20 protein-coding genes and 3 pseudogenes are annotated in these 24,874 nt (G+C 44.9%); 10 read left to right on the top strand and 13 right to left on the bottom strand.

The window, feature by feature from the left end:
* Positions 1–78 precede the first annotated feature (78 nt).
* Both VTAP4600_RS02175 and VTAP4600_RS02180 read right to left on the bottom strand, forming a co-directional pair.
* On the bottom strand, positions 79–771 hold the full coding sequence (locus tag VTAP4600_RS02175) for a DUF2786 domain-containing protein (RefSeq protein ID WP_102523865.1): 693 nt from the start codon (positions 769–771) through the stop codon (positions 79–81).
* Between the two features lie 149 nt (positions 772–920).
* Entirely contained in the window at positions 921–1,613 is a 693-nt protein-coding gene (locus tag VTAP4600_RS02180; protein WP_102521296.1) for a DUF3334 family protein, read from the bottom strand.
* A 221-nt stretch (positions 1,614–1,834) separates the two neighbouring features.
* On the opposite strand from VTAP4600_RS02180, the gene ydiJ reads away from it, so the two are divergent.
* The 4 genes from ydiJ to VTAP4600_RS02205 all read left to right on the top strand — a co-directional run bounded on the left by ydiJ (position 1,835) and on the right by VTAP4600_RS02205 (position 8,255).
* Positions 1,835–4,873, top strand: a complete 3,039-nt coding sequence (ydiJ, locus tag VTAP4600_RS02185) for a D-2-hydroxyglutarate dehydrogenase YdiJ (RefSeq protein WP_102521297.1) — start codon at positions 1,835–1,837, stop codon at positions 4,871–4,873.
* A gap of 818 nt (positions 4,874–5,691) precedes the next feature.
* A complete protein-coding gene (gene ltrA / locus VTAP4600_RS02195) occupies positions 5,692–6,975 on the top strand; it encodes a group II intron reverse transcriptase/maturase (RefSeq protein ID WP_102521018.1) in 1,284 nt (427 codons plus the stop codon).
* A gap of 185 nt (positions 6,976–7,160) precedes the next feature.
* Entirely contained in the window at positions 7,161–7,706 is a 546-nt protein-coding gene (locus tag VTAP4600_RS02200; RefSeq protein WP_102521299.1) for a GNAT family N-acetyltransferase, read from the top strand.
* 87 nt (positions 7,707–7,793) lie between these two features.
* Complete coding sequence (locus VTAP4600_RS02205; RefSeq protein WP_231897848.1) at positions 7,794–8,255, top strand: methyltransferase family protein; 462 nt, start codon at positions 7,794–7,796, stop codon at positions 8,253–8,255.
* On the opposite strand, the gene VTAP4600_RS02210 is transcribed toward VTAP4600_RS02205, so the two are convergent.
* The 5 genes and pseudogenes from VTAP4600_RS02210 to VTAP4600_RS02230 form a co-directional block, all read right to left on the bottom strand.
* Positions 8,239–9,120: a GGDEF domain-containing protein gene (locus tag VTAP4600_RS02210; RefSeq protein WP_145958547.1), complete on the bottom strand. Its 882-nt coding sequence runs from the start codon at positions 9,118–9,120 to the stop codon at positions 8,239–8,241. The genes VTAP4600_RS02205 and VTAP4600_RS02210 overlap by 17 nt on opposite strands.
* Positions 9,121–9,541: 421 nt before the next feature.
* Positions 9,542–10,267, bottom strand: coding sequence for a DUF3581 domain-containing protein (locus tag VTAP4600_RS02215; RefSeq protein ID WP_102521301.1), 726 nt, complete (start codon positions 10,265–10,267; stop codon positions 9,542–9,544).
* Positions 10,268–10,452: 185 nt separating this feature from the next.
* A complete protein-coding gene (hutH, locus tag VTAP4600_RS02220; protein ID WP_102523867.1) occupies positions 10,453–11,985 on the bottom strand; it encodes a histidine ammonia-lyase in 1,533 nt (510 codons plus the stop codon).
* A gap of 14 nt (positions 11,986–11,999) precedes the next feature.
* Positions 12,000–13,679 (bottom strand): urocanate hydratase, encoded by a 1,680-nt coding sequence (gene hutU, locus VTAP4600_RS02225; RefSeq protein ID WP_102521302.1) that lies wholly within the window; start codon positions 13,677–13,679, stop codon positions 12,000–12,002.
* Between the two features lie 115 nt (positions 13,680–13,794).
* Positions 13,795–14,127, bottom strand: a pseudogene (locus tag VTAP4600_RS02230) (arginase family protein); the annotation flags it as partial.
* Between the two features lie 123 nt (positions 14,128–14,250).
* Between VTAP4600_RS02230 and VTAP4600_RS02235 the strand changes: the two are divergent.
* Positions 14,251–15,779 (top strand): annotated as a pseudogene (locus VTAP4600_RS02235) (transposase).
* Between the two features lie 83 nt (positions 15,780–15,862).
* Here VTAP4600_RS02235 and VTAP4600_RS02240 read toward each other — a convergent pair.
* From VTAP4600_RS02240 to hutC, 3 genes are all read right to left on the bottom strand, one after another.
* Positions 15,863–16,666, bottom strand: a complete 804-nt coding sequence (locus tag VTAP4600_RS02240) for a formimidoylglutamase (protein ID WP_102521304.1) — start codon at positions 16,664–16,666, stop codon at positions 15,863–15,865.
* The gene (hutI, locus tag VTAP4600_RS02245) at positions 16,659–17,879 is read right to left on the bottom strand and encodes an imidazolonepropionase (protein WP_102521305.1); all 1,221 of its coding nucleotides are present in this window, start codon (positions 17,877–17,879) and stop codon (positions 16,659–16,661) included. Before hutI ends, VTAP4600_RS02240 begins: the two co-directional genes overlap by 8 nt.
* A 121-nt stretch (positions 17,880–18,000) precedes the next feature.
* Positions 18,001–18,708, bottom strand: a complete 708-nt coding sequence (gene hutC / locus VTAP4600_RS02250) for a histidine utilization transcriptional repressor HutC (RefSeq protein WP_102521306.1) — start codon at positions 18,706–18,708, stop codon at positions 18,001–18,003.
* A gap of 203 nt (positions 18,709–18,911) precedes the next feature.
* Here hutC and yqfB point away from each other — a divergent pair, with 203 nt between their 5' ends.
* From yqfB to rplT, 5 genes are all read left to right on the top strand, one after another.
* The gene (yqfB, locus tag VTAP4600_RS02255; protein WP_102521307.1) at positions 18,912–19,229 is read left to right on the top strand and encodes a N(4)-acetylcytidine aminohydrolase; all 318 of its coding nucleotides are present in this window, start codon (positions 18,912–18,914) and stop codon (positions 19,227–19,229) included.
* Between the two features lie 164 nt (positions 19,230–19,393).
* The gene (thrS, locus tag VTAP4600_RS02260; RefSeq protein WP_102521308.1) at positions 19,394–21,319 is read left to right on the top strand and encodes a threonine--tRNA ligase; all 1,926 of its coding nucleotides are present in this window, start codon (positions 19,394–19,396) and stop codon (positions 21,317–21,319) included.
* An 84-nt stretch (positions 21,320–21,403) separates the two neighbouring features.
* The gene (gene infC, locus VTAP4600_RS02265; RefSeq protein ID WP_462889670.1) at positions 21,404–21,874 is read left to right on the top strand and encodes a translation initiation factor IF-3; all 471 of its coding nucleotides are present in this window, start codon (positions 21,404–21,406) and stop codon (positions 21,872–21,874) included.
* 104 nt (positions 21,875–21,978) lie between these two features.
* Entirely contained in the window at positions 21,979–22,173 is a 195-nt protein-coding gene (gene rpmI / locus VTAP4600_RS02270; RefSeq protein ID WP_102523868.1) for a 50S ribosomal protein L35, read from the top strand.
* 43 nt (positions 22,174–22,216) lie between these two features.
* Positions 22,217–22,570, top strand: a complete 354-nt coding sequence (gene rplT / locus VTAP4600_RS02275; RefSeq protein WP_102521310.1) for a 50S ribosomal protein L20 — start codon at positions 22,217–22,219, stop codon at positions 22,568–22,570.
* An 87-nt stretch (positions 22,571–22,657) separates the two neighbouring features.
* On the opposite strand, the pseudogene VTAP4600_RS02280 reads toward rplT, so the two are convergent.
* The 3 genes and pseudogenes from VTAP4600_RS02280 to VTAP4600_RS02290 form a co-directional block, all read right to left on the bottom strand.
* A pseudogene (locus VTAP4600_RS02280) lies at positions 22,658–23,620 on the bottom strand (integron integrase).
* A 639-nt stretch (positions 23,621–24,259) separates the two neighbouring features.
* Positions 24,260–24,550 (bottom strand): type II toxin-antitoxin system RelE family toxin, encoded by a 291-nt coding sequence (locus VTAP4600_RS02285; protein WP_102521311.1) that lies wholly within the window; start codon positions 24,548–24,550, stop codon positions 24,260–24,262.
* Entirely contained in the window at positions 24,540–24,788 is a 249-nt protein-coding gene (locus VTAP4600_RS02290) for a type II toxin-antitoxin system Phd/YefM family antitoxin (protein WP_004730320.1), read from the bottom strand. Before VTAP4600_RS02290 ends, VTAP4600_RS02285 begins: the two co-directional genes overlap by 11 nt.
* Positions 24,789–24,874 lie beyond the last annotated feature (86 nt).

A 24,874-nucleotide genomic window follows, 5' to 3' on the forward strand; every position in this document is an offset into this window, starting at 1 on the left:
GTCCCTTAATTTACCCGAATGTGTAAGGTTATTATGATAGCAAATTCAGCAGTGTTCAATTTACGCAGCGATAAAGGGCTACTTTAATAGTTTTGGAGCAGCGGCGGGTGTTGTTCCACCGACAGGGCGGTTCACCGATAAACGGCGGCCTTTCTTTAAGCCAACTTCGTAATCGGCGGTGATGTTTTTCATGGCATCACGTAGCTGTTGCTTAAAGGTTTCACGATCGATGTTTTCAAATTCTTTATCAATGTAATTATTGATTTTGTTATTTGAATCATCATCTGGTGCGATCGTCGGCAGTTTTTCTAATGCGCCTTCAATCCAACCGGATAAAAACGAAGACACGCGTTTGGTGACTTCAGCGCTACTGGTACCAGAGCCTGCAAAACTGTTGCGGAACTGCCCCGTGTGTTCGTTCATTTCTCTATAGACAATATCAAAGGCAAATGCGGCAAAAATTGCGCGATCGGCTTCACCAATGAACTCGAGACGTTTTAACCCTTTGTGGTTCAGCAATACGGCTTCAACGCCAAATTTAGTATTGATCCCACGAACAATACGTAAAATGTTGGAGCCAACATTGCTTGGAAGTAAGTGGCTAGATTGAGTCTTGCCCATTTTGATGAACTCAATGTCATCTTTATCTAACCCATATTTAATCATGAGATTATGGGCCATCTTGATGGCATTAGCAGCTTCATTTACGTTCGCTGAATTACCGAGTTCAAGACACTTCGCAATTTTCTTGAGGGCTTTTTGTTTATCCATTAATGCTGCAGGTTGATGAGAAAAGTCGACCATTTTAGCGTTATTTGACGGGAAGTAAAAGAGTGGAATGGGCGATTAAGGCAGGATTACGTTAACTCAGTACCGGCTGACACCAAGTTAACGCAACAGATAGTTTGAATTTAAGGCAATTAGATGCCTAGTTCATCAAGTAAGTCGTTAGCCATATCATCAGCGGCTGATGTAACGGGTGCGCTTTTTTCTTGCTTCTTGCTCGATTTCTCTCGTTCTTGATCTATCAATGAGTCGATGCAGGTTTCTTCTTCGATTTCAAATTCTTCTAGCTGAATAAACTCGGTTTTATCCATAGCAAGTTCTAGGTAGAAGATGTTGTTTTTCTCTGTCGAGAAGGTTACGCGACGCGCTTGCGGACGATCTAAGTTTGTATCAACGGATAGCATGACTTGTTTTGTCAGCGCTAGCATTTTAGGTTGGTTTTGAGTGATGTTGGTTTGCAGCTCTTTACGTACCTTGTTAGTAAAATCACCAACTAATTGGTTCATCAGTTCGCCAAGAACATCACCGACTTCATCTGAGGTGTGCAAAATGGCCAGTTCATCTTCTGGCATGCCCATGTTACGCATGTAGTTTTGATAGATCTCTAATGCGGCTGGGGCTGCGAAGTTGATAACAACCAAGCCAGAAAAACCGCCATCGAATAGCACAAAACAGCCAAAATCAGGTTTTAGGCAAGTTTTGTTGATTTTTTGTACCATTGCCGAGTAATGAATCGGAGAATCTGTTGCCGAGGTCAAAACGCCAGACACTGATTTACATAGCATTAATAGAATGTCTTCGGTGGTAACTACTTTATTTTTTTTCATGAGATTATCGCTTTAATAAGCATATAAGAAATTGTTGCTTGTAAGAAGTGTGGACTAAAAATCCAAAAATGTAAGCAATCGATTCAGTTTGAAGTGCAGTAACTGTTTTTATCAAGCTCTAAAATGTTGTAAAGTGACGAAAATCAAAAAAATCACCCGCAATGTCAACCGAACTACTTTCCCCACTGAATGATTCAGTGTTGTAGGGAGCAGGAAGCACCATGTTACCAAGAATTTCAAATCAACCTGATATCGATAGTGTTGTTACTCAATACCTTAATGAGCTTGAAGAAAAAGGATTTAGTGGCGACATCGAAATAGGCTATTCAAGCCGCCTTGCTGTTGCGACCGACAACAGTGTCTACCAGCAGCTGCCACAAGCGGTTCTTTTTCCAAAAAATACCAGTGATGTTCAGTTAATTGGCTCAATTGGTCATGCCGCGCCATACCAGTCTGTCACTTTTTCCCCAAGAGGCGGAGGCACCGGCACTAATGGCCAGTCACTGACCAAAGGTTTGGTGATCGACCTTTCTCGTTATATGAACCAAATGTTGGAAATTAACGAAAAAGAAGGTTGGGTTCGTGTCCAAACCGGCATCGTCAAAGACAAGTTAAATGACTTGGTCAGACCGTATGGCTATTTCTTTTCTCCTGAGCTATCGACCAGTAATCGTGCGACGTTAGGCGGTATGGTCAATACGGACGCATCTGGCCAAGGATCGTTAAAATACGGCAAGACTTCGGATCACGTATTGTCGTTACAGGCGGTCTTTAGCGATGGTTCAATATTAGAAAGTGATTTGTCTGATGGCCTTCCAATCCCAGACACACAAGCGGCAAAGGCTCTCGAAGTCACCGAAGCCGTATGCCGAGATAATCGCGATAAAATTGTCGCAAAATTTCCAAAGCTAAATCGGTTTTTAACGGGTTATGATCTAAAAAATGCCATCGATGAAGACAGTGCAGCGTTTAACTTTACGCGTGTTCTGTGCGGCTCTGAAGGTTCGCTCGCTTTTATCACCGAAGCTAAGCTTAATTTAACGCGTATACCTAAAGCTCGCACGTTAGTGAATATCAAATATTTGTCGTTCGATTCAGCGTTGCGCAATGCGCCGTTAATGGTAGAAGCAGACGCCTTATCTGTTGAGACAATCGATTCAAAAGTACTGAATTTGGCTAAGCAAGACATCGTTTGGAACACCGTAAGCGATCTGTTAACCGATGTACCCGGCAAAGAAATGTTGGGCATTAATATGGTTGAGTTTGCTGGTGAAGACGTTGCCTTGGTTGAGCAGCAGGTTAAGTCCTTAACTCAAAGCTTAGATGAAATGATGGCGGCAGAGCAGGCAGACATCATTGGTTATCAAGTGTGTTCTGATTTGGCCAGTATTGGTCGTATCTATGGGATGCGTAAAAAAGCCGTGGGTTTGTTGGGAGCCGCTAAGGGCAAAGCAAAGCCTGTCGCGTTTGCTGAAGATACCTGTGTACCACCAGAAAACTTGGCTGATTTTATTGAAGAATTTCGCCAGTTACTCGATGACAAATCATTGAATTATGGCATGTTTGGTCATGTGGATGCCGGTGTTTTGCACGTTCGTCCAGCGCTGGATTTGTGCGATCCCGAACAAGAAATTTTGATGCAGCAGATCTCTGACCAAGTGGTAACTTTGGTGGCCAAATATGGCGGTTTGATGTGGGGCGAACACGGGAAAGGCTTCCGCTCTGAATATGGCCCTGCCTTTTTTGGTGAAGCACTGTTTACGGAGCTTCGTAGAGTGAAAGCGGCCTTTGACCCGTATAACAAAATGAACCCGGGTAAAATCTGTACGCCGTTAGATAGCGATGCGGAACTGGTGAAGGTTTCGGATACTAAACGCGGCTATTACGACCGCCAAATTGATGTAGAAGTGCGAGACAGCTTTAGCCAAGCGATGGAGTGTAACGGTAACGGGTTGTGCTTTAACTATGATGTGCATTCGCCAATGTGCCCATCAATGAAGGTAACGGCTGATCGTCGTCATTCTCCGAAAGGCCGTGCAGGATTGGTTCGTGAATGGCTACGTCAGCTAACCGAAGAGGGCATCGATGTGCTCGATTTGGAAAAGCAAACTCTGGCGGGCACCAATAGCATTAGAACCCTGATTGAGCGTGTTCGTAATACGATTAATAAAAGACACGAATACGATTTCTCTCATGAAGTTTTAGATGCGATGAATGGCTGTTTAGCGTGTAAGGCTTGTGCCAGCCAATGCCCAATTAAAGTGGATGTGCCGAGTTTTCGTTCTCGTTTTCTAAACCTGTACTATTCACGTTACCAAAGACCCGCTAAAGACTATTTGGTGGCGAATATTGAAACCATGCTACCGTTGATGGCAAAAGCGCCGAGTTTAGTTAACTTTGCTTTAAAGCAGCCTTTAGTGAAATTATTAACGGCGAAAACGGTCGGTTATGTTGACGCGCCGTTGTTGAGCGTACCAACGTTAGCAAAGTCACTGAAATTTAAACCAGACACTCAGTTTGATTTACAAAAACTCAACCGTTTATCGGATGAGGACAGAGCCAGTCATGTGCTTATTGTTCAAGACCCATTCACCAGTTTTTATGATGCAAAAGTGGTTGAAGACTTTGTTGATTTAGTCAGTAAATTAGGGTTGCAGCCAATCGTTTTACCGTTTAAACCGAACGGAAAAGCGCAACACATTAAAGGCTTTTTGAAGCAATTTGCTCAGTCGGCCAATACGAGTGCCGAATTTTTATCCATGCTGGCAGAAACCGGGATTCCACTGGTTGGCGTAGATCCTGCGTTGGTGCTTTGTTATCGCGATGAATATAATGAAATTTTAGGCGATGAACGCGGTGATTTTGATGTACTTACGGTGCACGAATGGCTCACGCCTAAGTTGCCTCAATTTGCTAAGAAACCACCGACAGATGGCATAGCATGGCAGCTATTTGCGCATTGCACCGAAAAAACCAAACTGCCAAACGCAGAAAAAGAGTGGGCTGCAATCTTTGAACATTTTGGCGCGACTCTTAAGCCTGTTTCGGTTGGTTGTTGTGGCATGGCCGGTACTTTTGGTCATGAAATCGACAAGCTTGAAATGTCGAAAGATATTTATAACTTGAGTTGGAAGCCTCGCCTTGAAGAGACAAATTCAGATCATTGTTTAGTGACAGGCTACTCTTGCCGTAGTCAAGTTAAACGATTTGAAAATATCTCACCTAAACATCCATTACAGGCATTGCTGCAGTACGTTTAAGTGCTCTGGTAAAACGGCTCAGTACCACACTGAAAGTTGTCTTGTTGCTCACAAAATGCGCCGATAATGGCGCATTTTTTTGTTTGCCCAGCGAAGCTGGCAAACCCATTAGGCTGAAAGAAGCCTAAATCACCCTGATTGAGGGGAAGATAATCCGAATCGCAAGGGCGTTGCTGGCCAACGGCAGGGTTTGAAGGAAGCGATAGGAAGTTAACAGTACACAACGAAAGTGAACCTGATTCGGCAATTTAGGTGGGTAAGCGTGCAAATAGCGTGAAGCCCGATACTCAATCAGACCTAGATTGTGCTTGAGGGTGGCATTGTTAACAGGGAGCCAGTGCAGTAACTCGGGAAGCCTGACACCACATCCGAGCAAACGTCGGAAGCATAAACTCAAGGCGAGAGCCAAGATCTATGTTGGTGCGAGGTGGCAGATGAATCCGTAGTAGTGAGTAAAGCTCGGCCGGTGAAGCCCAGTAATGGTGTGGAGGATAAAACTGAGCTGACCATCAGTAACACGTCTGATGGGACAACATTTTGCCAAAAGCAATCTGGTGTTGCGAAGGGATGAAGTACATTTTAAGTCTGTGATGAGCAGATGTTTTTTTTTCAGTGGTATACAAGTTGATTAGCTATCGAGGTATTCCGTCTCGGTCTTTGTGAAAGCAAAGCACTGAAGCGAGAAACCGTACAAGGGAGTAACTCTGACTCACTCTAGTAAATTGCCATTGAGCTAGAAGGCTAGAGAGTGGAGTGAAATACACCAACACTGTGAGAGAGCATTTGTCCCCACACGGCACACAATCTAAAGGAAAAAGTTGAGAGTTTACTACAGTTTATATGGTCACTTGCTCCACAAAGAGCGACTCTATAAAGGATTTAAAAAAGTGTGGAAAGCGAAAGGCGCGGCCGGAATAGATAGGCAGAGCCTAAGCGACTACGCCCAAAATCTGAGTGATAACCTAGATCAACTTCTTCTGGAACTCAAAACCAAGCGATACACCCCTCAACCCGTCAGACGGGTAGAAATACCGAAAGATGATGGTGGGGTGCGATTACTTGGGATCCCAACAGTACGGGATAGAGTTGTCCAACAAGCTCTAAATGATCTATTAACCCCAATCTTCGAAGAGCAGTTTCACCCATCCAGCTTTGGGTATAGACCGAATCGAAGTTGTCACGATGCTATAAACAAAGCGACGATGTTCATCCGTCGATACGGAATGCAACACGTCGTAGATATGGACTTATCGAAGTGCTTCGATAAGCTCGACCACGAGCTTATTCTAAAAAGCATTAAGAAACGAGTCACAGACAGTAGCGTACTGGAGCTCATCAAACAGTTCCTGAAAAGTGGCGTAATGGTTGATGGAGAGTGGCAGCATACCGAGATAGGTAGTCCGCAAGGTGGAGTAATAAGCCCACTGATAGCGAACATCTATCTGGATGCGTTTGATCAAGAGATGCGAAAGCGAGGACATCGAATAGTCCGTTATGCCGACGACATACTGATCTTCTGTCGCAGCCGTAAAGGTGCAGAAAATGCGCAAGTACAGGCAACGAAGGTCCTGGAAAAACAGCTCAAGTTAACGGTGAACGAAACCAAATCACACATAGCGCACAGCGGCGAAGGTGTGAAATTCCTTGGAATAGAAATCGGTAGCCATTATAGCCGTATTCAGCCAAAGAAAATGTCGACGTTCAAAGGAAAGTTGAAGCGAGTGACAAGACGCAATGGCGGTAAGCCATTGTTAGAAGTCATTAAACAACTGAATCCACTTCTGAGAGGGTTCAGCCAGTACTTTCGAATAGCGAATGCCAACAGGGAGTTTAAGAAACTGGCCGCGTGGTTAAGGCGAAGACTTCGCAGCGTCCAATTACGATTATGGAAAAAACCGACCCGACTCCACCGCAGGCTAAGACAGCTAGGTTACGAAGGGTCATTCAGGTATATCTGTATGGATAGTTGGAGAAATGCTGCGAGTCCATTAGCCAGTTACTCGATGCCAAATCAATGGTTTAACGACCTTGGATTAGTGAATCTTGAACACGTTAGGACAGGATATGTGTTCAGCCATTATGCTGAATGGAAATGTGCATGAGCCGTATACGAGGTCCGTACGTACGGTTCTGTGAGAGGGATGAGGCGGAGACGCCTCACCCTACTCGATGGTTGAAATTTAACATGGGTCAAAAAACGCTCAAATTGTTTTGGCTGATATTTGTACAATTTGGAATTTGAGAGCATCATGCGTGCCTATAACTCGAATAAAAAAGAAGTTGGCTTATGCAAGATAATTTATTTTCGTTCCCTTTACTCTCGCACAGCGATTGTGAAGCGTTGCTTCGGTTTGAGAAACGTAACCGATTTTGGTTTGAGTCGAATATCAATGGCCGCCCTGAGGACTTCTATTGTTTAAAAGGGGTCAGTAGCCACATTCGTGAATGTTTACATCAATACCATGAGCTCACCATGTTGCCGACCCTGATTAAAAACAGTAAAGGCGATATTTTGGGGCGCGCGAACTTACACTCCATTGATTTAAGCCGTGGCGAAGCTTGGGTTGGGTATCGAGTCGCTGAGCAATGTGCGGGTCAAGGGCTCGCCTCGAAGGCCACAGAGCAGCTCATACGTTACGCCAGTAGCTTTAGCGGGCTCAAGTATTTGAAGGCTTACGCATCCACACAGAACGTGGCTTCTCAGCGAGTGTTATTGCGAAATAACTTTAAAATGATTGGTAACGTTAATGATTTTACTGAAGTGAATGGGGCGATGATAGACTGCTACGAGTATCAGTTGGAGTTGCAGAAGCCATTCAGCCAATGGTGTTGATGCGCAAGGCTAGAGGCTAGAGGCTTAAGGCATAGGGTTAAGCGAAGAGCTAAAGGCATAGAGAATTAAGGTAGAAAGGGAGGATCTTTGGATCGATTGGAGTTGAAAGTTCCGCCGGTGGTTGTGTTTTTTTTGGCGTTGGTGTTGATGTGGTGGAGCGTGGTTTCGTGGCCTAGTTTGGCTTTTGAGCTGCCATGGCGAGCTGTTTTTGTGATGATTTGTGTGGCCAGTTCTGGTTATATTGGCATTGCGGGTGTGTTGGAGTTTCGACGCCATCAAACGACGGTTAACCCTCATACCCCAAATAATGCTTCTACCATCGTCGATACGGGTATTTTTAAGTACACACGTAATCCGATGTATTTGGGGTTGGTGGTTTTACTTATAGGGGCTCTATTTTATTGGAGTAGCCTCGCATCACTATGGGTAATTGTTGCTTTTATCGGCTATTTGAATCGCTTTCAGATCTCTGCGGAAGAGCGGATTTTAAGTGAAAAGTACGGTTCGCAATATACAGACTACCTGACTAAAGTTAGGCGTTGGATATAGGGGTTGTGGTGTTTTTGTAGCTATGTATCTCAACGACCTCGACATCCCCGACATGCACTTGGTTTCTTCCTTCTTGTTTCGCCCGATATAAATGCTGATCAGCACGTTTTAGCCACGTATTAATACTGTCGGTTGAAGATGAATCAGCAACGCCTGCACTTACCGTCACGGTTTTCTGCTCTATAAATGAGTGGCTTGCGATGTTTTTTCTTAAGTGTTCAGTCCTTTCTACTGCTTCTTTTAAAGATATTTCTCGAAATAAGATCAAAAACTCATCGCCACCAAGCCTAAAGATGACTGCAGACTGACCCGGCATCGCCGTCATCAACTTGGCGGCTTCGATAATGACTTGATCTCCTACATCGTGACCCAAAGTATCATTGATTTGTTTAAACTTATCGATATCGAGCATCGCTAAGCAAGAGCTTGTATTGGTTTTTGCCTGGGTGTCTAAGCATTGCTGTAGATACACGTCTATTTGTGAACGGTTAAAGACTTTGGTCATTGGATCTTTAATCGAAGACTCTCGTAATTTTTCTTGTAGCTTGCTAATGGAACCCATTATGTAATGGGTGATGAAGGCAGTAACAATTAATGCACTGATGAAGCGCACCATGACCAGCAGTTCGATTTGGCCATACCCCAAAAAGGCGGCACCTACTATGGTAACGGCGTTGAAGGCGAGCGCGATTCTAGATGACAGCAATAACGTAATACAAACAAGGATCGGAAACAGCCAGTATGTTCCATAAAGCCCCAACACCTTGATAGACCACAATCCGTTAAGCGCTAAGAGAATAACAGGCAGCATATAACCGGTATAGGGAGTACGTTGCTGGTACGCTGCATGAATTTCTATTAACAAGGAAATTTCGAATAATATCAGCAAGAAAGCGAAAAAAGGTTCACCAATAACGTAGTTTTTTATCGAAAAGGGAATGAACAGTAAGGCCGACACAATTCCAACAAACGTAATGATTTTTTTTGTTCGTGAACGTCTAATAAGCTGTGTGATGTGCTGACCCAAATGTTGGACTTATTTTCTGGCATAACAACCCTTTAAAATGAAGATAGGGAATTCTAACTGCCCGATGACTTGATTCGAGTGCTTAAGAAAACCGAAGGCAAGCCGAGGGGAGGCTCTATGCAGTGCCATCTGGTTTTAAGGGCGGCCGTTACTATTATTACTAGAGTATAACAAAGAAAATTTAAGCCAGAGGAGCGGATACAAAAAAGCTCAGCGGCAGGGCGCTGAGCTTTTATTTATTGATGCGTGAGCCAGAGGACTATGCTGCTGCGACGTCGCCTTGTAGAAATGCTTCTTTGCGAGCATTAAAGCGCTCTACCAGATCGTCTACTGCTTCTTTTTGAAAAGGTTTCAAGCCAGAAGCAACCATACGCTTAATGCCTTTACCTACAACGACACCGTTGTCGATAAAGTTAAACTTCATGGTAACAAGACCACGTTTACCGTCGATATCGAAGGTTGCTCCTACGTAATCGACCGTTGGGCGAGATAGGTTAAGGTGCTCAAACTCTACTTCCATGCTCTCGTAAATCACTAAAGGTCGTTGGCAGTTGATCATCATCTGCTTGTCTTCCATAAGTGGCACCATGATGTGCGGGAAGTTCATGCCAGAAAATTCAACGTATGCTTTTACGATGTGCTCGATAAACTCGGCATCGTGGCTGATTTCACCTTCATGATGCATGTGTAGATATTCTTTACCCGATGCGTCAACCAGTGCGCTCTCAGTTTTGCCTTTTTCTTCAACTGATAATGCAATTCCATCGTTTACCATGCCTGAAAAATCGAAACGCATTTTTTGACTGATGCCTTCTTTCTTCAGTAAAACGGCAAACAATAAGTCGCCAGGCACACAGAAGCGTTTGTTGTCTTCATCGTGGATTGGGTTGTAATCACCCGCTACCTTTTTTGCAAAATGGCTTGCTTGCTGGCGAGTAAATTGAAACTGATTGTCTTGAGTTGAGAAATAAGATGCTAAGAACATAATTCACTGTTGATTACGGAAACTGGGCTGATTATATCTGACTATTGAGCTCAAATGGTCTAACCATTCATAAATAATTCACTTTGATCCATATAAAAGCCGTATTTATTCTCTCGACACCAATAAAAAATGGGCCTCAAGTGAGACCCATAAAGGGGGGACGCATGATTACGGCTGCTACGAATCTAGAACGAGCAAAGTGTATGCGCTGGAACTAAATGATTATGAACCGCCATTTTGAGCAGTGCATTTGCTTTTTCTATGTCGGGAGCAAAGTAACGGTCCTTGTCATAAAAGCTCACTCGTTCACGTAGGATTTGTTTTTCTTGCTCTATTTTGGGAGAAGAGAGCGTAGGGGAACGGAAATCAAGCCCTTGCGCCGCCGAGAGGTATTCGACCGCCAATATGCCACGTGTATTTTCTGCCATATCGCGCAGACGACGACCCGCAAATGTTGCCATAGAAACATGATCTTCCTGATTAGCAGAAGTAGGCAAGCTATCAACCGATGCCGGGTGAGCAAGGCTTTTGTTTTCACTAGCCAGTGCCGCAGCGGTGACTTGCGCAATCATAAAGCCCGAGTTTACGCCGCCATTGTCGACCAAAAACGGCGGAAGTTTACTCAGTGCGCTGTCGATAAGCAGCGCCATACGTCTTTCAGATAAGCTGCCGATTTCAGCAATGGCGAGTGCTAAATTATCTGCGGCCATTGCGACAGGTTCGGCATGGAAATTACCACCCGAAATAATGTCGCCGTCGTCGGCGAACACGAGTGGATTATCGGATACGGAGTTAGCTTCTACTTTGAGTATTTGCGCTGAATTTCGAATTTGTTGTAAACAGGCGCCCATGACTTGAGGTTGGCAACGCAGTGAGTACGGATCTTGAACCTTTTCACAGTTAGTATGCGACTGGCCTAATTCACTGGTTGAATCTAATAGGTAACGAAATGCCGCAGCCGCGTCCATTTGAGCTTGATGGCCACGAACTTCATGGATACGAGCATCAAATGGGCGTCTACTACCCAGTGCCGCTTCCACTGACATGGCACCACAGAGCGTTGCGGAGGCAAATAAATCTTCAGCGGCGAACAAGCCTTCTAGCGCAAATGCGGTTGAAGCTTGCGTGCCATTTAATAGAGCAAGCCCTTCTTTCGGAGCCAGCGTGATGGGCTCAAGCCCTGCGATTTTTAGTGCTTCTAATCCGGAAATGATTTTTCCGTTATGACGGGCTTCGCCTTCACCCAATAAAATAGTGCTCATATGGGCGAGGGGAGCTAAGTCTCCTGACGCACCAACGGAGCCTTTTTGTGGCACACAAGGGTAAACTTGAGAATTGACCAGTTCGATTAATGCTTGGATGACTTCTAATCGAATACCGGAAAATCCGCGAGCGAGGCTGTTAATTTTTAGCGTCATCATCAAACGCACGGTTTCGTCGTGCATGAGTTTGCCAATGCCTGCTGCGTGAGATAGAACAATACTGCGTTGCAGTTCTTCGAGATCGTCTGGCAAGATGCGTGTATTGGCTAACAGACCAAACCCGGTATTAATGCCGTACACGACGCGATCTTCGGCTATGACTTGCTCGACTACGCGAGTGCTCGCTTCGATGTTAGGAATGGCACTGGCGCATAGAGACAGATTAACCGGAGAGCGACTAATTTTGCGTAACTCGCTCAGGCTGATGTGGCCTGGGTTCAGTTCTAAATTTAACATGTTGTTTTTCTCCATTATAAGTTACGCAGTTCTTCATTGAGCATTGGTAAGTCGAGTTTTTGTTCTTTGGCACAGCGCTTGGCAATGTCATAGCCTGCATCAGCATGGCGCATTACTCCGGTTGCGGGGTCGTTATGCAGTACGCGGGCAATGCGTTCGGATGCGTCATCGCTGCCGTCACAACAAATCACCATTCCAGAGTGCTGAGAAAAGCCCATACCGACGCCGCCGCCGTGATGTAAAGAAACCCAAGTTGCCCCGCCTGCGGTATTTAACATGGCATTGAGTAGCGGCCAATCTGACACGGCATCTGACCCGTCCATCATGCCTTCTGTTTCTCTATTAGGGCTAGCAACGGAACCTGAATCTAGATGATCTCGGCCGATAACAACCGGTGCTTTTAATTCGCCATTTTTTACCATTTCGTTGAAGGCTTGTCCTAAACGTTCGCGGTCTTTGAGCCCTACCCAGCAAATTCGCGCAGGTAAGCCTTGAAACTGAATGCGTTCGCGAGCCATATCTAACCAGTTATGCAGGGCCGGGTTATCTGGGATCAGCTCTTTTACTTTTTGATCGGTTTTGTAGATGTCTTCTGGGTCGCCAGACAGGGCAGCCCAACGGAATGGCCCAATGCCTTCACAAAATAGCGGCCTAATGTACGCAGGAACAAAGCCTGGGAAATCGAACGCGTTCTCTACGCCTTCTTCCAGTGCCATTTGGCGGATGTTGTTGCCGTAATCGAGTGTTGCCGCGCCTTTCTCCTGCAAAGCAAGCATGGCTTTAACTTGAACGGCCATGGATTGTTTAGCGGCTTTTACGACTGCGCTTTCATCTTCTAAGCGCATTTTTGTAGCATGATCCATGCTCCAGCCTTGAGGTAAATAGCCGTTTAATGGGTCGTGTGCAGACGTTTGGTCGGTAACGACATCCGGAGTGATACCTCGCTCGACAAGCTCTGCGAAAACATCGGCCGAATTGCCTAGTAACCCAACAGAGATCGCTTCATCTGATTGTTTGATTATCTCTAGCGCTTCATCAAGGCTGGTGGCTTTTTTATCTACGTAGCCGGTACGCAGGCGATAATCGATGCGTGATTCATCACATTCCACCGCCAGCATTGAAAACCCAGCCATGGTGCCCGCTAATGGTTGCGCGCCGCCCATACCGCCAAGGCCACCTGTTAAGATCCAACGATCTTTTGCTTGACCATCAAAGTGCTTTTTAGCGATGGATACGAAGGTTTCGTATGTGCCTTGAACAATGCCTTGTGAGCCGATGTAAATCCAACTGCCTGCGGTCATTTGGCCGTACATCATCAAGCCTTGTTTATCGAGTTCGTTGAAGTGCTCCCAATTGGCCCAATGTGGCACCAAGTTTGAGTTGGCAATTAATACGCGAGGCGCATTTTTATGGGTAGGATATACACCGACGGGTTTTCCTGACTGAACTAATAAGGTTTGATCGTCTTCCAAGCGCTCTAACACTTCGACAATTTTGTCGTAACACTGCCAGTTACGCGCAGCGCGACCAATGCCGCCATACACCACGAGCGCATGTGGGTGTTCTGCAACATCGGGATCTAGGTTATTCATGAGCATACGAAGTGGCGCTTCAGTTAACCATGATTTAGCGCGTAAAGTCGTGCCGTGTGGCGCGCGTACAGTGCGGCTAGTGTCGAGTCTTGGATCGGTCATCTGTAAATCCTTTTTGTAGGTTGTTTTAGTTATTAGGTTTAGGAAAATAGTTACGGGTTACGGGTTACGGGTTACGGGTTACCTGTCGTCGGTAGAACGAAGTCCGTTCTTCTGCCTATTTACCCATCTTTTCTGCTATTTCCCAACACAGCCTTGCTGCTAGCCGGGCTGTGTGTCCGTCTATGTCGTAATCTGGGTTGTATTCAGCGATGTCAGCCAGTTTGAGTTTATTGCTGTGTGTTAGTACTTGTTCAAATAGCGGGTAGAAGTTATCTAAGCTGACGCCTCGGCCTGCGGGGGCGCTTACACCCGGAGCATTAGCGGCTGGAAACACATCCAAATCGATGGTGAGATAAATAACATCACACTGATCGATGAAGGCATTCAGCTTCGTTTGGTTGAGTGACAGATTAGGGGCGGTTAGTTGGTCGTCTGTTACGTACCAAACGAGGCTGTAGAATTTCTCCTCGCCCGTCTCAATTCTGATCCTGCCGCCATTTCATCACGATATGAACTTGAACGCACTAACTCCTTGTGATCTAATCTAAATTATTCGCCACAAGACACGGTTATGCCCAACTTCAAAACCGATTACTCGAACCAAAACATGTTCGTCCCTATCATCATCGATGAACAACTCATCCCCGGAACTATTGAGTATGCGATTTCCCACATTGTCGATAACCACCTCGACCTCTCGCCCTTTGATGCGCACTACCACAACGACAAAAACGGGGCGGCGGCTTATCCACCCTCCATCATGCTTAAGGTTATTTTTTACGCCTATTCCCTCGGCATGTTAACTAGCCGACGCATAGAAAGAGCCTGCATCAACAATGTCACTTTCATGTGCTTATCGGGCGACGAGCGACCACACTTCACCACTATCGCGGCTTTCATCGCACAAATGAAGGACACCATCGAACCACTGTTCACTCAGGTTCTCATGATATGCGATGAACAAGGCCTAATAGGCCGTAACATGTTTGCTATTGATGGCTGTAAAATTTCATCCAATGCCAGTAAGGAATGGAGTGGCACACACGAAGAGCTTCGCCGTAAAAAAGAAAAACTACAGCGGGCGAGCCAGCGAATTATCGAGCGTCATCAAAGCCAAGATTCGCTCCCAAATGAAGTTATCGAACAAGACCTAAGACAAAAACAAAAGCTTGATAGCAGCGCCGATAAAATAGGTTCATTTCTGGCGAGCACTAAAGACAAATTGGGCAGCAGTAAAAAACCCGTAAAAAGCAACATCACGGACAATGACAGCGCTAAAATGACCACCTCAAAAGGTACGATTCAAGGTTATAACGGCATCGCCATCACGGATGACAAGCACCAAATTATTTTACACAGCCAAGTGTGGGGAAGCGTTGGTGAACAGCAAACATTAAAGCCTGCAGTGCTCGCTTTGAAAGAACAATTAGAGAAGCTACCCAACAGCTCAAAGCGCACCACCAAGTTCACCGCAGACAGCGGATTTCATAGTAAAACCAACCTCAAGTTCCTGTCTGAGACTCCTTATGATTGTTACATAGCAGACACTGGATTTCGCAGCCGTAATCCGCTGTTTCAAAACAGTGAAACCTATCAGACCGAGCAAGCGAAAAAACGAAAGAAACGCTCGAAAACAGGTAAAACCTGTTACTCCATTTCTATGTTCGAGTCAACCAAGACGACATGACTTGCCGATGCCCTGCAGGAAATATGATGCGGCTGAGCAGCAAGAACGCCGTCATCCGTGGAGAGCGTGGTGCTCAGTTTTGTGGATACCTAAACGACTGCAGACAATGCGTTCATCAACCGCTGTGCATGAGAAAACCGCCTGGCAAGCAAGTCGGTCGACAAGTCTTCTTCATCTACAAAAACACCAAAGACTTTGACCACATGCAAGCCATGAAAGACAAGATTGATAGCCCAGAAGGAAGGCGGCAATACAGTAAACGGCTTGGGTGTGTTGAACCTGTTTTTGGCAACATCACCGTCAACAAACAGATGAATCGATTTACGCTAAGAGGACAAGAGAAAGTGAACGCCCAATGGGCGATGTTCAGCATGCTTCACAACATGGAAAAGCTACGGAATTGCATCATCTAGAGGGTAAAACCTCTAAAATCAGCGAAAAACCCAAATTAACTCTCATCCTGTCGCTCTATCTTTCCTTACCATGATAAAGGCCGCTACCATCGAGCAGTATTTACGCCGTTGCCAGTAGGATTAATGACGATAAAAACATGGGAAATCGGTGAAAAATCGAGAAATTCTACAGCTTCAACGCCCAGTTCATCGGCTCTGTCGAATAACGCCTCGGTATTACTGGTTCGGCTTACGCCAAGGCATGCGTAGTGGAACGGCCAGCCCAACTGCTTGCAATGATCGGCAATTTGTTTAAATGGCGTGCCAGAGCTAGGCTTTATGCTGCTTTTTAGTGAGTCGTCTGTGGTTTGGTAAAGCCTAAGATCAAAGTGTGCATCAAAATTAATGATGCCGATTTTAGGAGGCTTGACGTCAAGTCGGTTGGTGATAGGTCGGTGTTGTAAGTATTTTGCAAGCCCCATGAAAGAGCCATAAGCGACTTCATGGCCCCCACCTAAAACGATCACGGATGTATCGGTTAACGCATTGGCGACGCGATCGGATAACGCTTGTTGTGCGAGTTCCAATTCGTCACCATCGCACACCACATTGCCTTCATCATAAATTGCCATGGTTGAATGCCACGCCATGTTCGCCAACATTTGACGAATGATGTCTGGGCCTTTTGCGGCTCCTATTCTGCCTTTGTTTCTCGCGACGCCGGCATCAGAACAAAATCCGATTAAACTGACGTTGGTATGGGAAGTCTCTTCTTGATTGGTCGAATTCTTATGAGCCACCGCCGTTTTTACCACGTGATGAACTCGCCCCCCTTTGGTGCCATCTTCTAAATCGTTTCGACCTTCCCATTGGAAACTCGGGTTAGATGTTCTACTAGATTTAGTCATGACACAGCTCTCCATTAAGGATGCGGGTATTTAAGAGTGATGTGCCGACTTGATAGCTTAGATCGGCAGGATGTTGGGTATTCCAAATAGCGAGATCGGCATCAAATCCGATTTTTACTTGGCCCATAGATGCTTCAAATCCCAATGCTTGGGCTGCATGTGTGGTGACTGCGCGCAAATTCTCTTCGGGAGTGAGGCCAAATAGGGTGCTAGCCATGTTCATCATCAGCCTGAGATCGGCAAATGGCGATGTACCAGGATTAAGGTCGGTAGATAGCGCCATTGGCACTTTATACTGGCGCAACCATTCAATTGGTGGCTTTTGAGTTTCACGTAGGAAGTAGAATGCACCGGGAAGAAGAGTGGCTACCGTCCCTGATTTTGCAATGGCTTTAACGCCGTGTTCATCGAGAAATTCAATATGGTCGACGGATAACGCACCGTATTCGGCCGCAAGAGCGCTGCCACCTAAGTTTGAAAGTTGCTCAGTGTGGCCTTTTATCTTCAGCCCATGTTGCTGGGCTGCTTGGAATACGCGCTGTGTTTGCACTAAATTAAAGCCAATGCCTTCGCAAAAAACGTCTACTGAGTCTGCAAGTTGGTTTTCAGCCGCGGCAGGGATAATGGTTTGGCAGACTAAATCAATGTAGCTGTCTGCGTCTCCTGCGTACTCTGGTGGCAATGCGTGGGCAGCGAGTAGGGTGGTTGAAACCTTAATTCGACGATGCTGCTCCAGGTTTTTGGCTGCGCGTAACATTTTTAGCTCGTCTTCAAGAGTGAGCCCGTAGCCAGATTTAATTTCAACTTGAGTCACGCCGCTGCGTATCAAACCTTCTAGCCTTGGCAGAGCAAGTTCTACTAATTGATCTTGCGTTGCTGCGCGTGTCGCTTTTACGGTAGAAAGTATGCCGCCACCGCGTTTGGCTATCTCTTGATAGGGCACGCCAGTTAAGCGCATCTCAAATTCGTCTGCTCGATTTCCGGCATAAACAAGGTGGGTATGGCAGTCAATTAGACCTGGTGTAATCAGTTTGCCTTTGCAATCAATATGCTGGTGGGTAGCATTTATCCACGCTGACGATTGTATTTCATCGGTGCTGATGCCGGCTATTTTACCGTTTTGAATTGCAATACAACTGTTTTTGGTGACGGTGTAACCTAGGGCGTCATTTTCCATGGTTACTAAATTTGCGCCACTTAATACCAAATCCATGAATGCCTACTTGAGAGTATTTAAATGTATATACAAATAAGTAGGCTATTTAGACAATTGAGGCAAGTTGGATGTTACTAAGTTGTGATCGAATTCTAGTTTCATCCGATTAATTGGCCAGCTATAGCAGAATTTTAGAACTGAGTTTATAGCGAGAGGCTGGATGGTAGAGTTTCGCTACGCTGATCAATTGATTACCGCTCCATGTGCGTCTATTGAGTAATAAACAGGGCTCATTGTCATTGAGTTGTAAGATGGTTTTTATGTTCGGTTCAGCTGGAATAGCCTCTACAGTATGCTCGATGGCGGACAAAGGGCAGTTGTTTGATAAATATTGGTTTGGCGTCTGTTTTGTGAAATCTTGCTGTAAGTAATTGGGTGCGAACAGAGCATTAACCCAACGAATTTCCAATTGAATGGGTACACCATCTGAAAAGTGGGTAATTTCGCTGTAGAAGACTCTGCTATCTAGCATGATGCCTAGTTGCGTAGCAATGTGCTCGTTAGCTTGGACCGAGATATGTTGCAATATTTCGCTGTGGTATTGTTGCCCGCGTTGTTGGACTTCCTCTGCGATGTTACGGATATCAAGCAGGGGTGATTCTGCTTTTTCGTTCGGAGCACAAACGAAAGTGCCTCTTCTTGGCGTTCGTTCTACTTTTCCGTCGGTAACGAGATCTCTGATGGCTTTATTTACCGTCATTCGGCTTACTGAAAACTGTTCTGTTAACTCAAGTTCCGTAGGGATTTTCTGCCCAACAGGCCATTCTCCGGAAAGAATTTTTTGTTCGATGTGTTGTTTTATTTGAATATAGATAGGGGCAGACACGAGGACTTCTCTGTTAAAGTATTGACTATACAAATAATGGAATGCAATTCGCGTTGGCGCAACGGTAAACGTTGAAAATATGTTGAGGCTGTGATCAAAACGAACCAAATGACGGTTAGCGCTTGAAAACTGGCAGTAACACGAGTCAAATTAGGCGGAAGGCGGAAGCTGGGTGAGTACTAATAACAGTAGAGAGTTAAATAATGCAGTATGCAAATAAGATAACATTTTTTGAACGTTTTGAAGCCGACATTGTGGCTGGAAAGAAAGTCATCACCATTCGTGATGAGAGTGAAAATAACTACTTGGCAGGCAGTGTCGTCGATGTTGCTACCTACGAGGATGGCCGCCAGTTTTGCCAAATAAAAATTGAATCAGTAAACCCCATTTTGTTTGACAACCTGACTGAGTTTCATGCGCAACAAGAAAATATGACACTTGCCCAACTCAAGCAGGTGATCACCGAAATCTACCCCGGAGTACAGCAACTCTATGTAATTAACTATTTATTGGTTAAGTAAGCATCTATTCGTTTTTGCAATCCAAGGCTTAGATAGGGTAGAATTGCCCGTTCCCGATGACAGTCCGGTATTCGTATTACTGAGTGACCGTCGTTGAGGCCCATTTCAATACAACTAATGAACATGTGTTGCTACGTATGCAACACCACTGTGAAGGATTTAAAATGCCTGTAATTACTCTTCCTGACGGCAGTCAGCGTCCATTCGACAGCCCTGTATCTACTCTAGATGTTGCCCTTTCTATCGGTCCTGGTCTTGCTAAAGCAACCATTGCTGGCCGTGTTGATGGTGTGCGCGTAGATGCTTGTGATTTAATTGAAAACGATGCAAGCCTAGAAATCATCACTGTAAAAGATGAAGACGGTTTGGAAATCGTTCGTCACTCTTGTGCTCACCTTCTTGGTCATGCGATCAAGCAGCTGTACCCTGAAGCGAAAATGGCGATCGGTCCTACCATCGACAATGGCTTTTACTACGATATCGATTTAGAAGACTCTTTAACTGAAGAAGATGTTGCTAAAATCGAAAAGCGTATGAAAGAGCTTGCGAAAACCAAGTACCAGGTTGTTAAAAAGAACGTAAGCTGGCAGGAAGCTCGTGATGCTTTTGAAGCACGCGGCGAAACTTACAAGATTGAAATCTTGGACGAGAACGTTTCAAAAGACGATCGCCCAGGTTTATACCACCATGAAGAATACATTGACATGTGTCGTGGACCTCACGTTCCGAACATGGGCTTTTGTCAGCACTTCACGCTATTAAACGTAGCGGGTGCCTACTGGCGTGGTAACAGTGACAACAAGATGCTTCAACGCATCTACGGCACTGCATTCCATGATAAGAAAGCACTTAAGGCGCATCTAACTCGCCTAGAAGAAGCGGCAAAGCGTGATCACCGTAAAATTGGTAAGCACTTGGACTTGTTCCACATGCAGCAAGAAGCGCCGGGTATGGTGTTCTGGCACCACAATGGTTGGTCTATCTTCCGTGACCTAGAAGTATTCATTCGTCAAAAACTGACTGAATACGATTACCAAGAAGTAAAAGGCCCATTAATGATGGACCGTGTTCTTTGGGAACGTTCTGGTCACTGGGACAAATACGCAGAAGCGATGTTCACTACCTCTTCTGAGAACCGTGAGTACGCCATTAAGCCAATGAACTGCCCAGGTCACGTTCAAATCTTTAACCAAGGTTTGAAATCTTACCGTGATTTGCCACTTCGTATGGCTGAGTTTGGTTCTTGTCACCGTAACGAGCCGTCTGGCGCACTGCACGGCATTATGCGTGTACGTGGCTTTACTCAAGATGACGCACACGTATTCTGTACTGAAGAACAAGTACAGCAAGAAGTGAAGTCATGCATCGAGATGGTTTACGATACATACCAAACGTTCGGTTTCGAAAACATTGTTGTTAAGCTTTCAACGCGTCCTGAAAAACGTGTTGGTTCTGACGAAATGTGGGACCGTGCAGAGTCGGATCTAGAGACTGCGCTTAAGTCTATGGACATCGCTTACGAGATTCAAGAAGGCGAGGGTGCGTTCTACGGACCTAAGATTGAATTTACTTTGCATGATTGTTTGGACCGAGCTTGGCAATGTGGTACAGTGCAGCTCGATTTTGCATTACCAGAGCGTTTAGGTGCAACTTACGTAGGTGAAGATAACGAGCGTCATACGCCAGTTATGATCCACCGCGCGATTTTAGGTTCACTTGAGCGATTCATTGGTATTCTAATTGAAGAATATGCAGGCTTTTTCCCAACATGGTTAGCTCCAGAGCAAGCTGTTGTAATGGGAATTACAGACAAACAAGCTGAATATGTTCAAGAAATTACGAAAAAACTGCAAAAAAGTGGAATTAGAGCCAAAGCGGACTTGAGAAATGAGAAGATTGGCTTTAAAATCCGCGAACATACTTTAAAGCGTGTACCGTATATGCTTGTTTGTGGCGACCAAGAAATGGAAGCTGGAGAAATAGCAGTACGTACTCGTAAGGGCAAAGACCTCGGTAAATTCAAAGTGGATGATTTTATTTCTTACATCCAAGCCGAAGTTTCAAGCCGTAAGCTCAATCTGGAGGAATAACCTATTAAAGGCGGAAGACGTGGCCAACAACCGGCCAAACAAAACCAGCACCGTTTAAACGGTGAAATTCGTGGCATTCGTGAAGTGCGTTTGACAGGCGCTGACGGTGAACCAGTTGGTGTAGTACCAATCAACGAAGCACTAGAAGCAGCTTTAGAAGCTGGTATGGATCTCGTAGAGATCAGCCCTAACGCCGAGCCGCCAGTCTGTCGCGTGATGGACTACGGCAAGTTCCTCTTCGAGAAGAGCAAAGCTGCGAAAGAGCAGAAAAAGAAGCAAAAGCAGGTCCAGATTAAGGAAATAAAATTCCGTCCTGGGACTGATATCGGAGACTATCAGGTAAAACTACGCAACCTGACTGGTTTCCTAGAAGACGGCAACAAAGTGAAGGTAACAATTCGCTTCCGTGGCCGTGAAATGGCTCACCAAAACATCGGTGTTGACGTTCTTAATCGTTTGAAAGCGGATACTGAAGAATTTGCAGTAGTCGAATCTTTCCCAACGAGAATTGAAGGTCGCCAGATGATTATGGTGTTGGCCCCTAAAAAGAAGTAATTAACGGCCTGCAAGTAATTTAACCTTGCTGCTTAATGTGGCAGGGTTTCATTCGCCCTAATTACTATATGTTTAATCAACTCAACAATGCGGAGTTATTCATCATGCCTAAGATGAAAACCAACAAAGGTGCTGCTAAGCGTTTTAAGAAAACTGCTGGTGGTATTAAGTTCAAGCACGCTGGTAAACGTCACATCCTGACTAAGCGTACTACTAAGAACAAGCGTCAACTACGTCCTAACGCAATCCTTCCTAAATGTGAAGTGGCTGCTGTTATTCGTATGATGCCATACGCTTAATTCTTTTTAGTTATTTATAATCGTTTAGTTTAGGAGAAGCATAATGCCTCGCGTAAAACGTGGTGTACAAGCTCGTGCACGTCATAAGAAAGTTCTAAAACAAGCTAAAGGTTACTACGGAGCACGTTCACGTGTTTACCGCGTAGCTTTCCAAGCAGTTACCAAAGCTGGTCAATACGCTTACCGTGACCGTCGTAACAAGAAACGTCAATTCCGTCAACTTTGGATTGCACGTATCAATGCGGCATCTCGTCAAAATGGTATGTCTTACAGCCGTTTCATCAACGGTCTTAAGAAAGCATCTATCGAGATCGATCGTAAGATTCTTGCTGACATCGCAGTATTCGACAAGGCTGCATTCGCAGTTCTAGTTGAAAAAGCGAAAGCTTCTCTTTAATTAGAGATAGTTTAAGGATTATGAGAAGGAGAGCTTAGGCTCTCCTTTTTTTCGTCCTATCAACGGCTTTTCATCGGCCTAATTATTTTACAGTGTGGATAATGGGCTAAGTACACCGTTCGCTCCCCGTTCTAGTACATGAGTATATATTTGTGTTGTTTTAACATCACTATGGCCTAGTTGCTCTTGGACGGTTCTGATGTCGGCTCCACTTTCTAATAGGTGAGTAGCAAAAGAGTGCCTTAGAGTATGGCAAGTGACGTTCTTTTCAATCTTTGCGGCTTTCGCTGCGCGTTTTACTGCCCGTTGTAACGCGGTTTCATCTATATGCTGGCGTCGTAGTAAATCTGATTGTGGATCCACGCTTAAACGATGAGACGGAAACAAGTAATGCCAGCCAATTTCCTTTGGTGCTTCAGGGTATTTCTTATGCAGTGCATCGGGAAGCCAAACTCCCGCATAACCCGCGGTTTGCATATCTTTTTCGTAATATTGCCTTACGGTAAACTCTTGATGCTTAAGGAGTGGATAAAGCTCTTTCGCTAATGTTACTGTTCGGTTCTTTCCTCCTTTCCCTTGCTAGATACGTATTGCTCCATAGTGGTAGTCAATGTCGTGAACTCTTAAGCGTATGCACTCCATTAATCTCAGGCCTGAACCATAAAGTAGCTGAGCTTGAAGCTGATATCTTGGCGGTATCTGCTGTAAGAGAGGCCGAATTTCTGCTTTCGTTAATACGACAGGAAGCTTGCGCTTTATATTGGAACGCCGGAATTTCATGTTTAAAGCAAGTGGCTTTTTAAGGATGTCTTTGTATAAAAAATTCAACGCATTTAATGCTAGCGACTGCGTATTAGCCGATACGAGCTTTTCATTAGCAAGGTGAGTTAGAAACGCTTCCACATGCTTTTCGCTTAAGTTTTTCGGGTGCTGCATTTTGTGAAAGATTATAAAATTACGCATCCACAAGGTGTAGGCTTCGATGGTTTTCCTTGCATAGCGACTGGTGTGCATTTGTTCGCGAACATAGGTCATAAATTGTGACTTCATACATCCTCCATTTATCGTGTTTAAATTGACAGTAGTGTAAGAATAACCAGTATTTTGACTTTAGAATGAAAGAAGCCGCATTTCGCGATAGAGCGCACAGGTAATTAACTGATAATACGCTGTTTTACATAGGTAAGTGTGCTAATGTGCATATGCTATTAAAACAAAGATAGATGGCGGTAGCGTGGGAGTGAACCGGGCTAGAAGCGGTTTAAAGACTGTTAGTAAGCCAGCTGTTTAAGTCCTCAAGTTTTATGAGTGGTGGTTCATTTTGTGCTGCTATTCCGCGGATTTCAAAGCGGATGTAATCGCTGAAATCATGTAGGTTTCTTTGGTGCAACGCCGCCGCTAGCTATTCAGGTTTTGTTTAGTTCACTTGTTCGGCGGTCAGTGCCTAACAGTAGTTTCGCTTTTATGGACGATCCGTTTTTGGTTACTCCTGAGCGCAGCTGGCCGGGTGTGGATAGGGTGTCATGTTTAGCAGAGATTGGTGATTTCTGAGAGATCAGCGTGCAACGGAACCCCCGTTACTAACAAGTCACTCAAGCAGACGCTGTAACCTATGGCATTTTTGGTTTGAAGTTTTGTGGGTTTGGTAGGTGCATCGTTTGCGCTACTTAGCTCTGCGTTATGCCGCAATCAATTATCTATACGTTTCATTGCTTTACGGTAAACATCGCTACGTTCACGTTTCCCCACAGCTAAGACGGTTACAATGATTACATCGTCTTCGACTTTATACACTAAGCGGTAACCTGATTGGCGTAGTTTAATTTTATACATGTTATCAGCACCGGAAAGCTTGGAAGCTGGCACGTGTGGATTTGCTAGGCGCTCGGTTAGCTTTTTTTTAAATTGCTGCTGTAATGTAGAACCAAGCTTTTTCCACTCTTTGAGTGCGCTCTTTTTGAAGTCGAGTTTATAAGTCATCAATGTTTACCGAAATGCTCTCTTCAGATTCACGTTCTTTAGCAATAGTAAGTAGCTCTAGATCTTCGAGTCTGTCCATCATCATTTCGTATGCTTCAGCAGGTACACAGTAGAATGCGGGTTCATTTCGGTTAAGCACAGCAACAGGTTCACCGTAAGCACTAGTTGCAACCTTCATTGGATTTGCTTTTAATTCGGTAATACTTGCAGCAACATCAGCTAAAATTCTAGTGGTCATTATTTAGGTCTCTTAAGTGGTCTTTATATTGGTCATTCTAGCTTCGACCAAACGGTATAACAAGCGCTTCAAGTTGATTCGCAACG

Source organism: Vibrio tapetis subsp. tapetis, assembly GCF_900233005.1.
Taxonomy (GTDB): Bacteria; Pseudomonadota; Gammaproteobacteria; order Enterobacterales; family Vibrionaceae; genus Vibrio; species Vibrio tapetis.

Excerpts from the sequence above, each read along its gene's own strand:
- yqfB (WP_102521307.1), top strand. The coding sequence starts at position 18,912 with ATGCAGTATGCAAATAAGATAACATTTTTTGAACGTTTTGAAGCCGAC.
- VTAP4600_RS02240 (WP_102521304.1), bottom strand. The coding sequence starts at position 16,666 with ATGACTAAATCTAGTAGAACATCTAACCCGAGTTTCCAATGGGAAGGT.
- VTAP4600_RS02180 (WP_102521296.1), bottom strand. The coding sequence starts at position 1,613 with ATGAAAAAAAATAAAGTAGTTACCACCGAAGACATTCTATTAATGCTA.
- rpmI (WP_102523868.1), top strand. The coding sequence starts at position 21,979 with ATGCCTAAGATGAAAACCAACAAAGGTGCTGCTAAGCGTTTTAAGAAA.
- hutU (WP_102521302.1), bottom strand. The coding sequence starts at position 13,679 with ATGACCGATCCAAGACTCGACACTAGCCGCACTGTACGCGCGCCACAC.
- VTAP4600_RS02290 (WP_004730320.1), bottom strand. The coding sequence starts at position 24,788 with ATGACCACTAGAATTTTAGCTGATGTTGCTGCAAGTATTACCGAATTA.
- VTAP4600_RS02175 (WP_102523865.1), bottom strand. The coding sequence starts at position 771 with ATGGATAAACAAAAAGCCCTCAAGAAAATTGCGAAGTGTCTTGAACTC.
- rplT (WP_102521310.1), top strand. The coding sequence starts at position 22,217 with ATGCCTCGCGTAAAACGTGGTGTACAAGCTCGTGCACGTCATAAGAAA.
- hutI (WP_102521305.1), bottom strand. The coding sequence starts at position 17,879 with ATGGATTTGGTATTAAGTGGCGCAAATTTAGTAACCATGGAAAATGAC.
- ydiJ (WP_102521297.1), top strand. The coding sequence starts at position 1,835 with ATGTTACCAAGAATTTCAAATCAACCTGATATCGATAGTGTTGTTACT.
- VTAP4600_RS02215 (WP_102521301.1), bottom strand. The coding sequence starts at position 10,267 with ATGTTCTTAGCATCTTATTTCTCAACTCAAGACAATCAGTTTCAATTT.
- hutH (WP_102523867.1), bottom strand. The coding sequence starts at position 11,985 with ATGTTAAATTTAGAACTGAACCCAGGCCACATCAGCCTGAGCGAGTTA.
- thrS (WP_102521308.1), top strand. The coding sequence starts at position 19,394 with ATGCCTGTAATTACTCTTCCTGACGGCAGTCAGCGTCCATTCGACAGC.
- VTAP4600_RS02200 (WP_102521299.1), top strand. The coding sequence starts at position 7,161 with ATGCAAGATAATTTATTTTCGTTCCCTTTACTCTCGCACAGCGATTGT.
- VTAP4600_RS02285 (WP_102521311.1), bottom strand. The coding sequence starts at position 24,550 with ATGACTTATAAACTCGACTTCAAAAAGAGCGCACTCAAAGAGTGGAAA.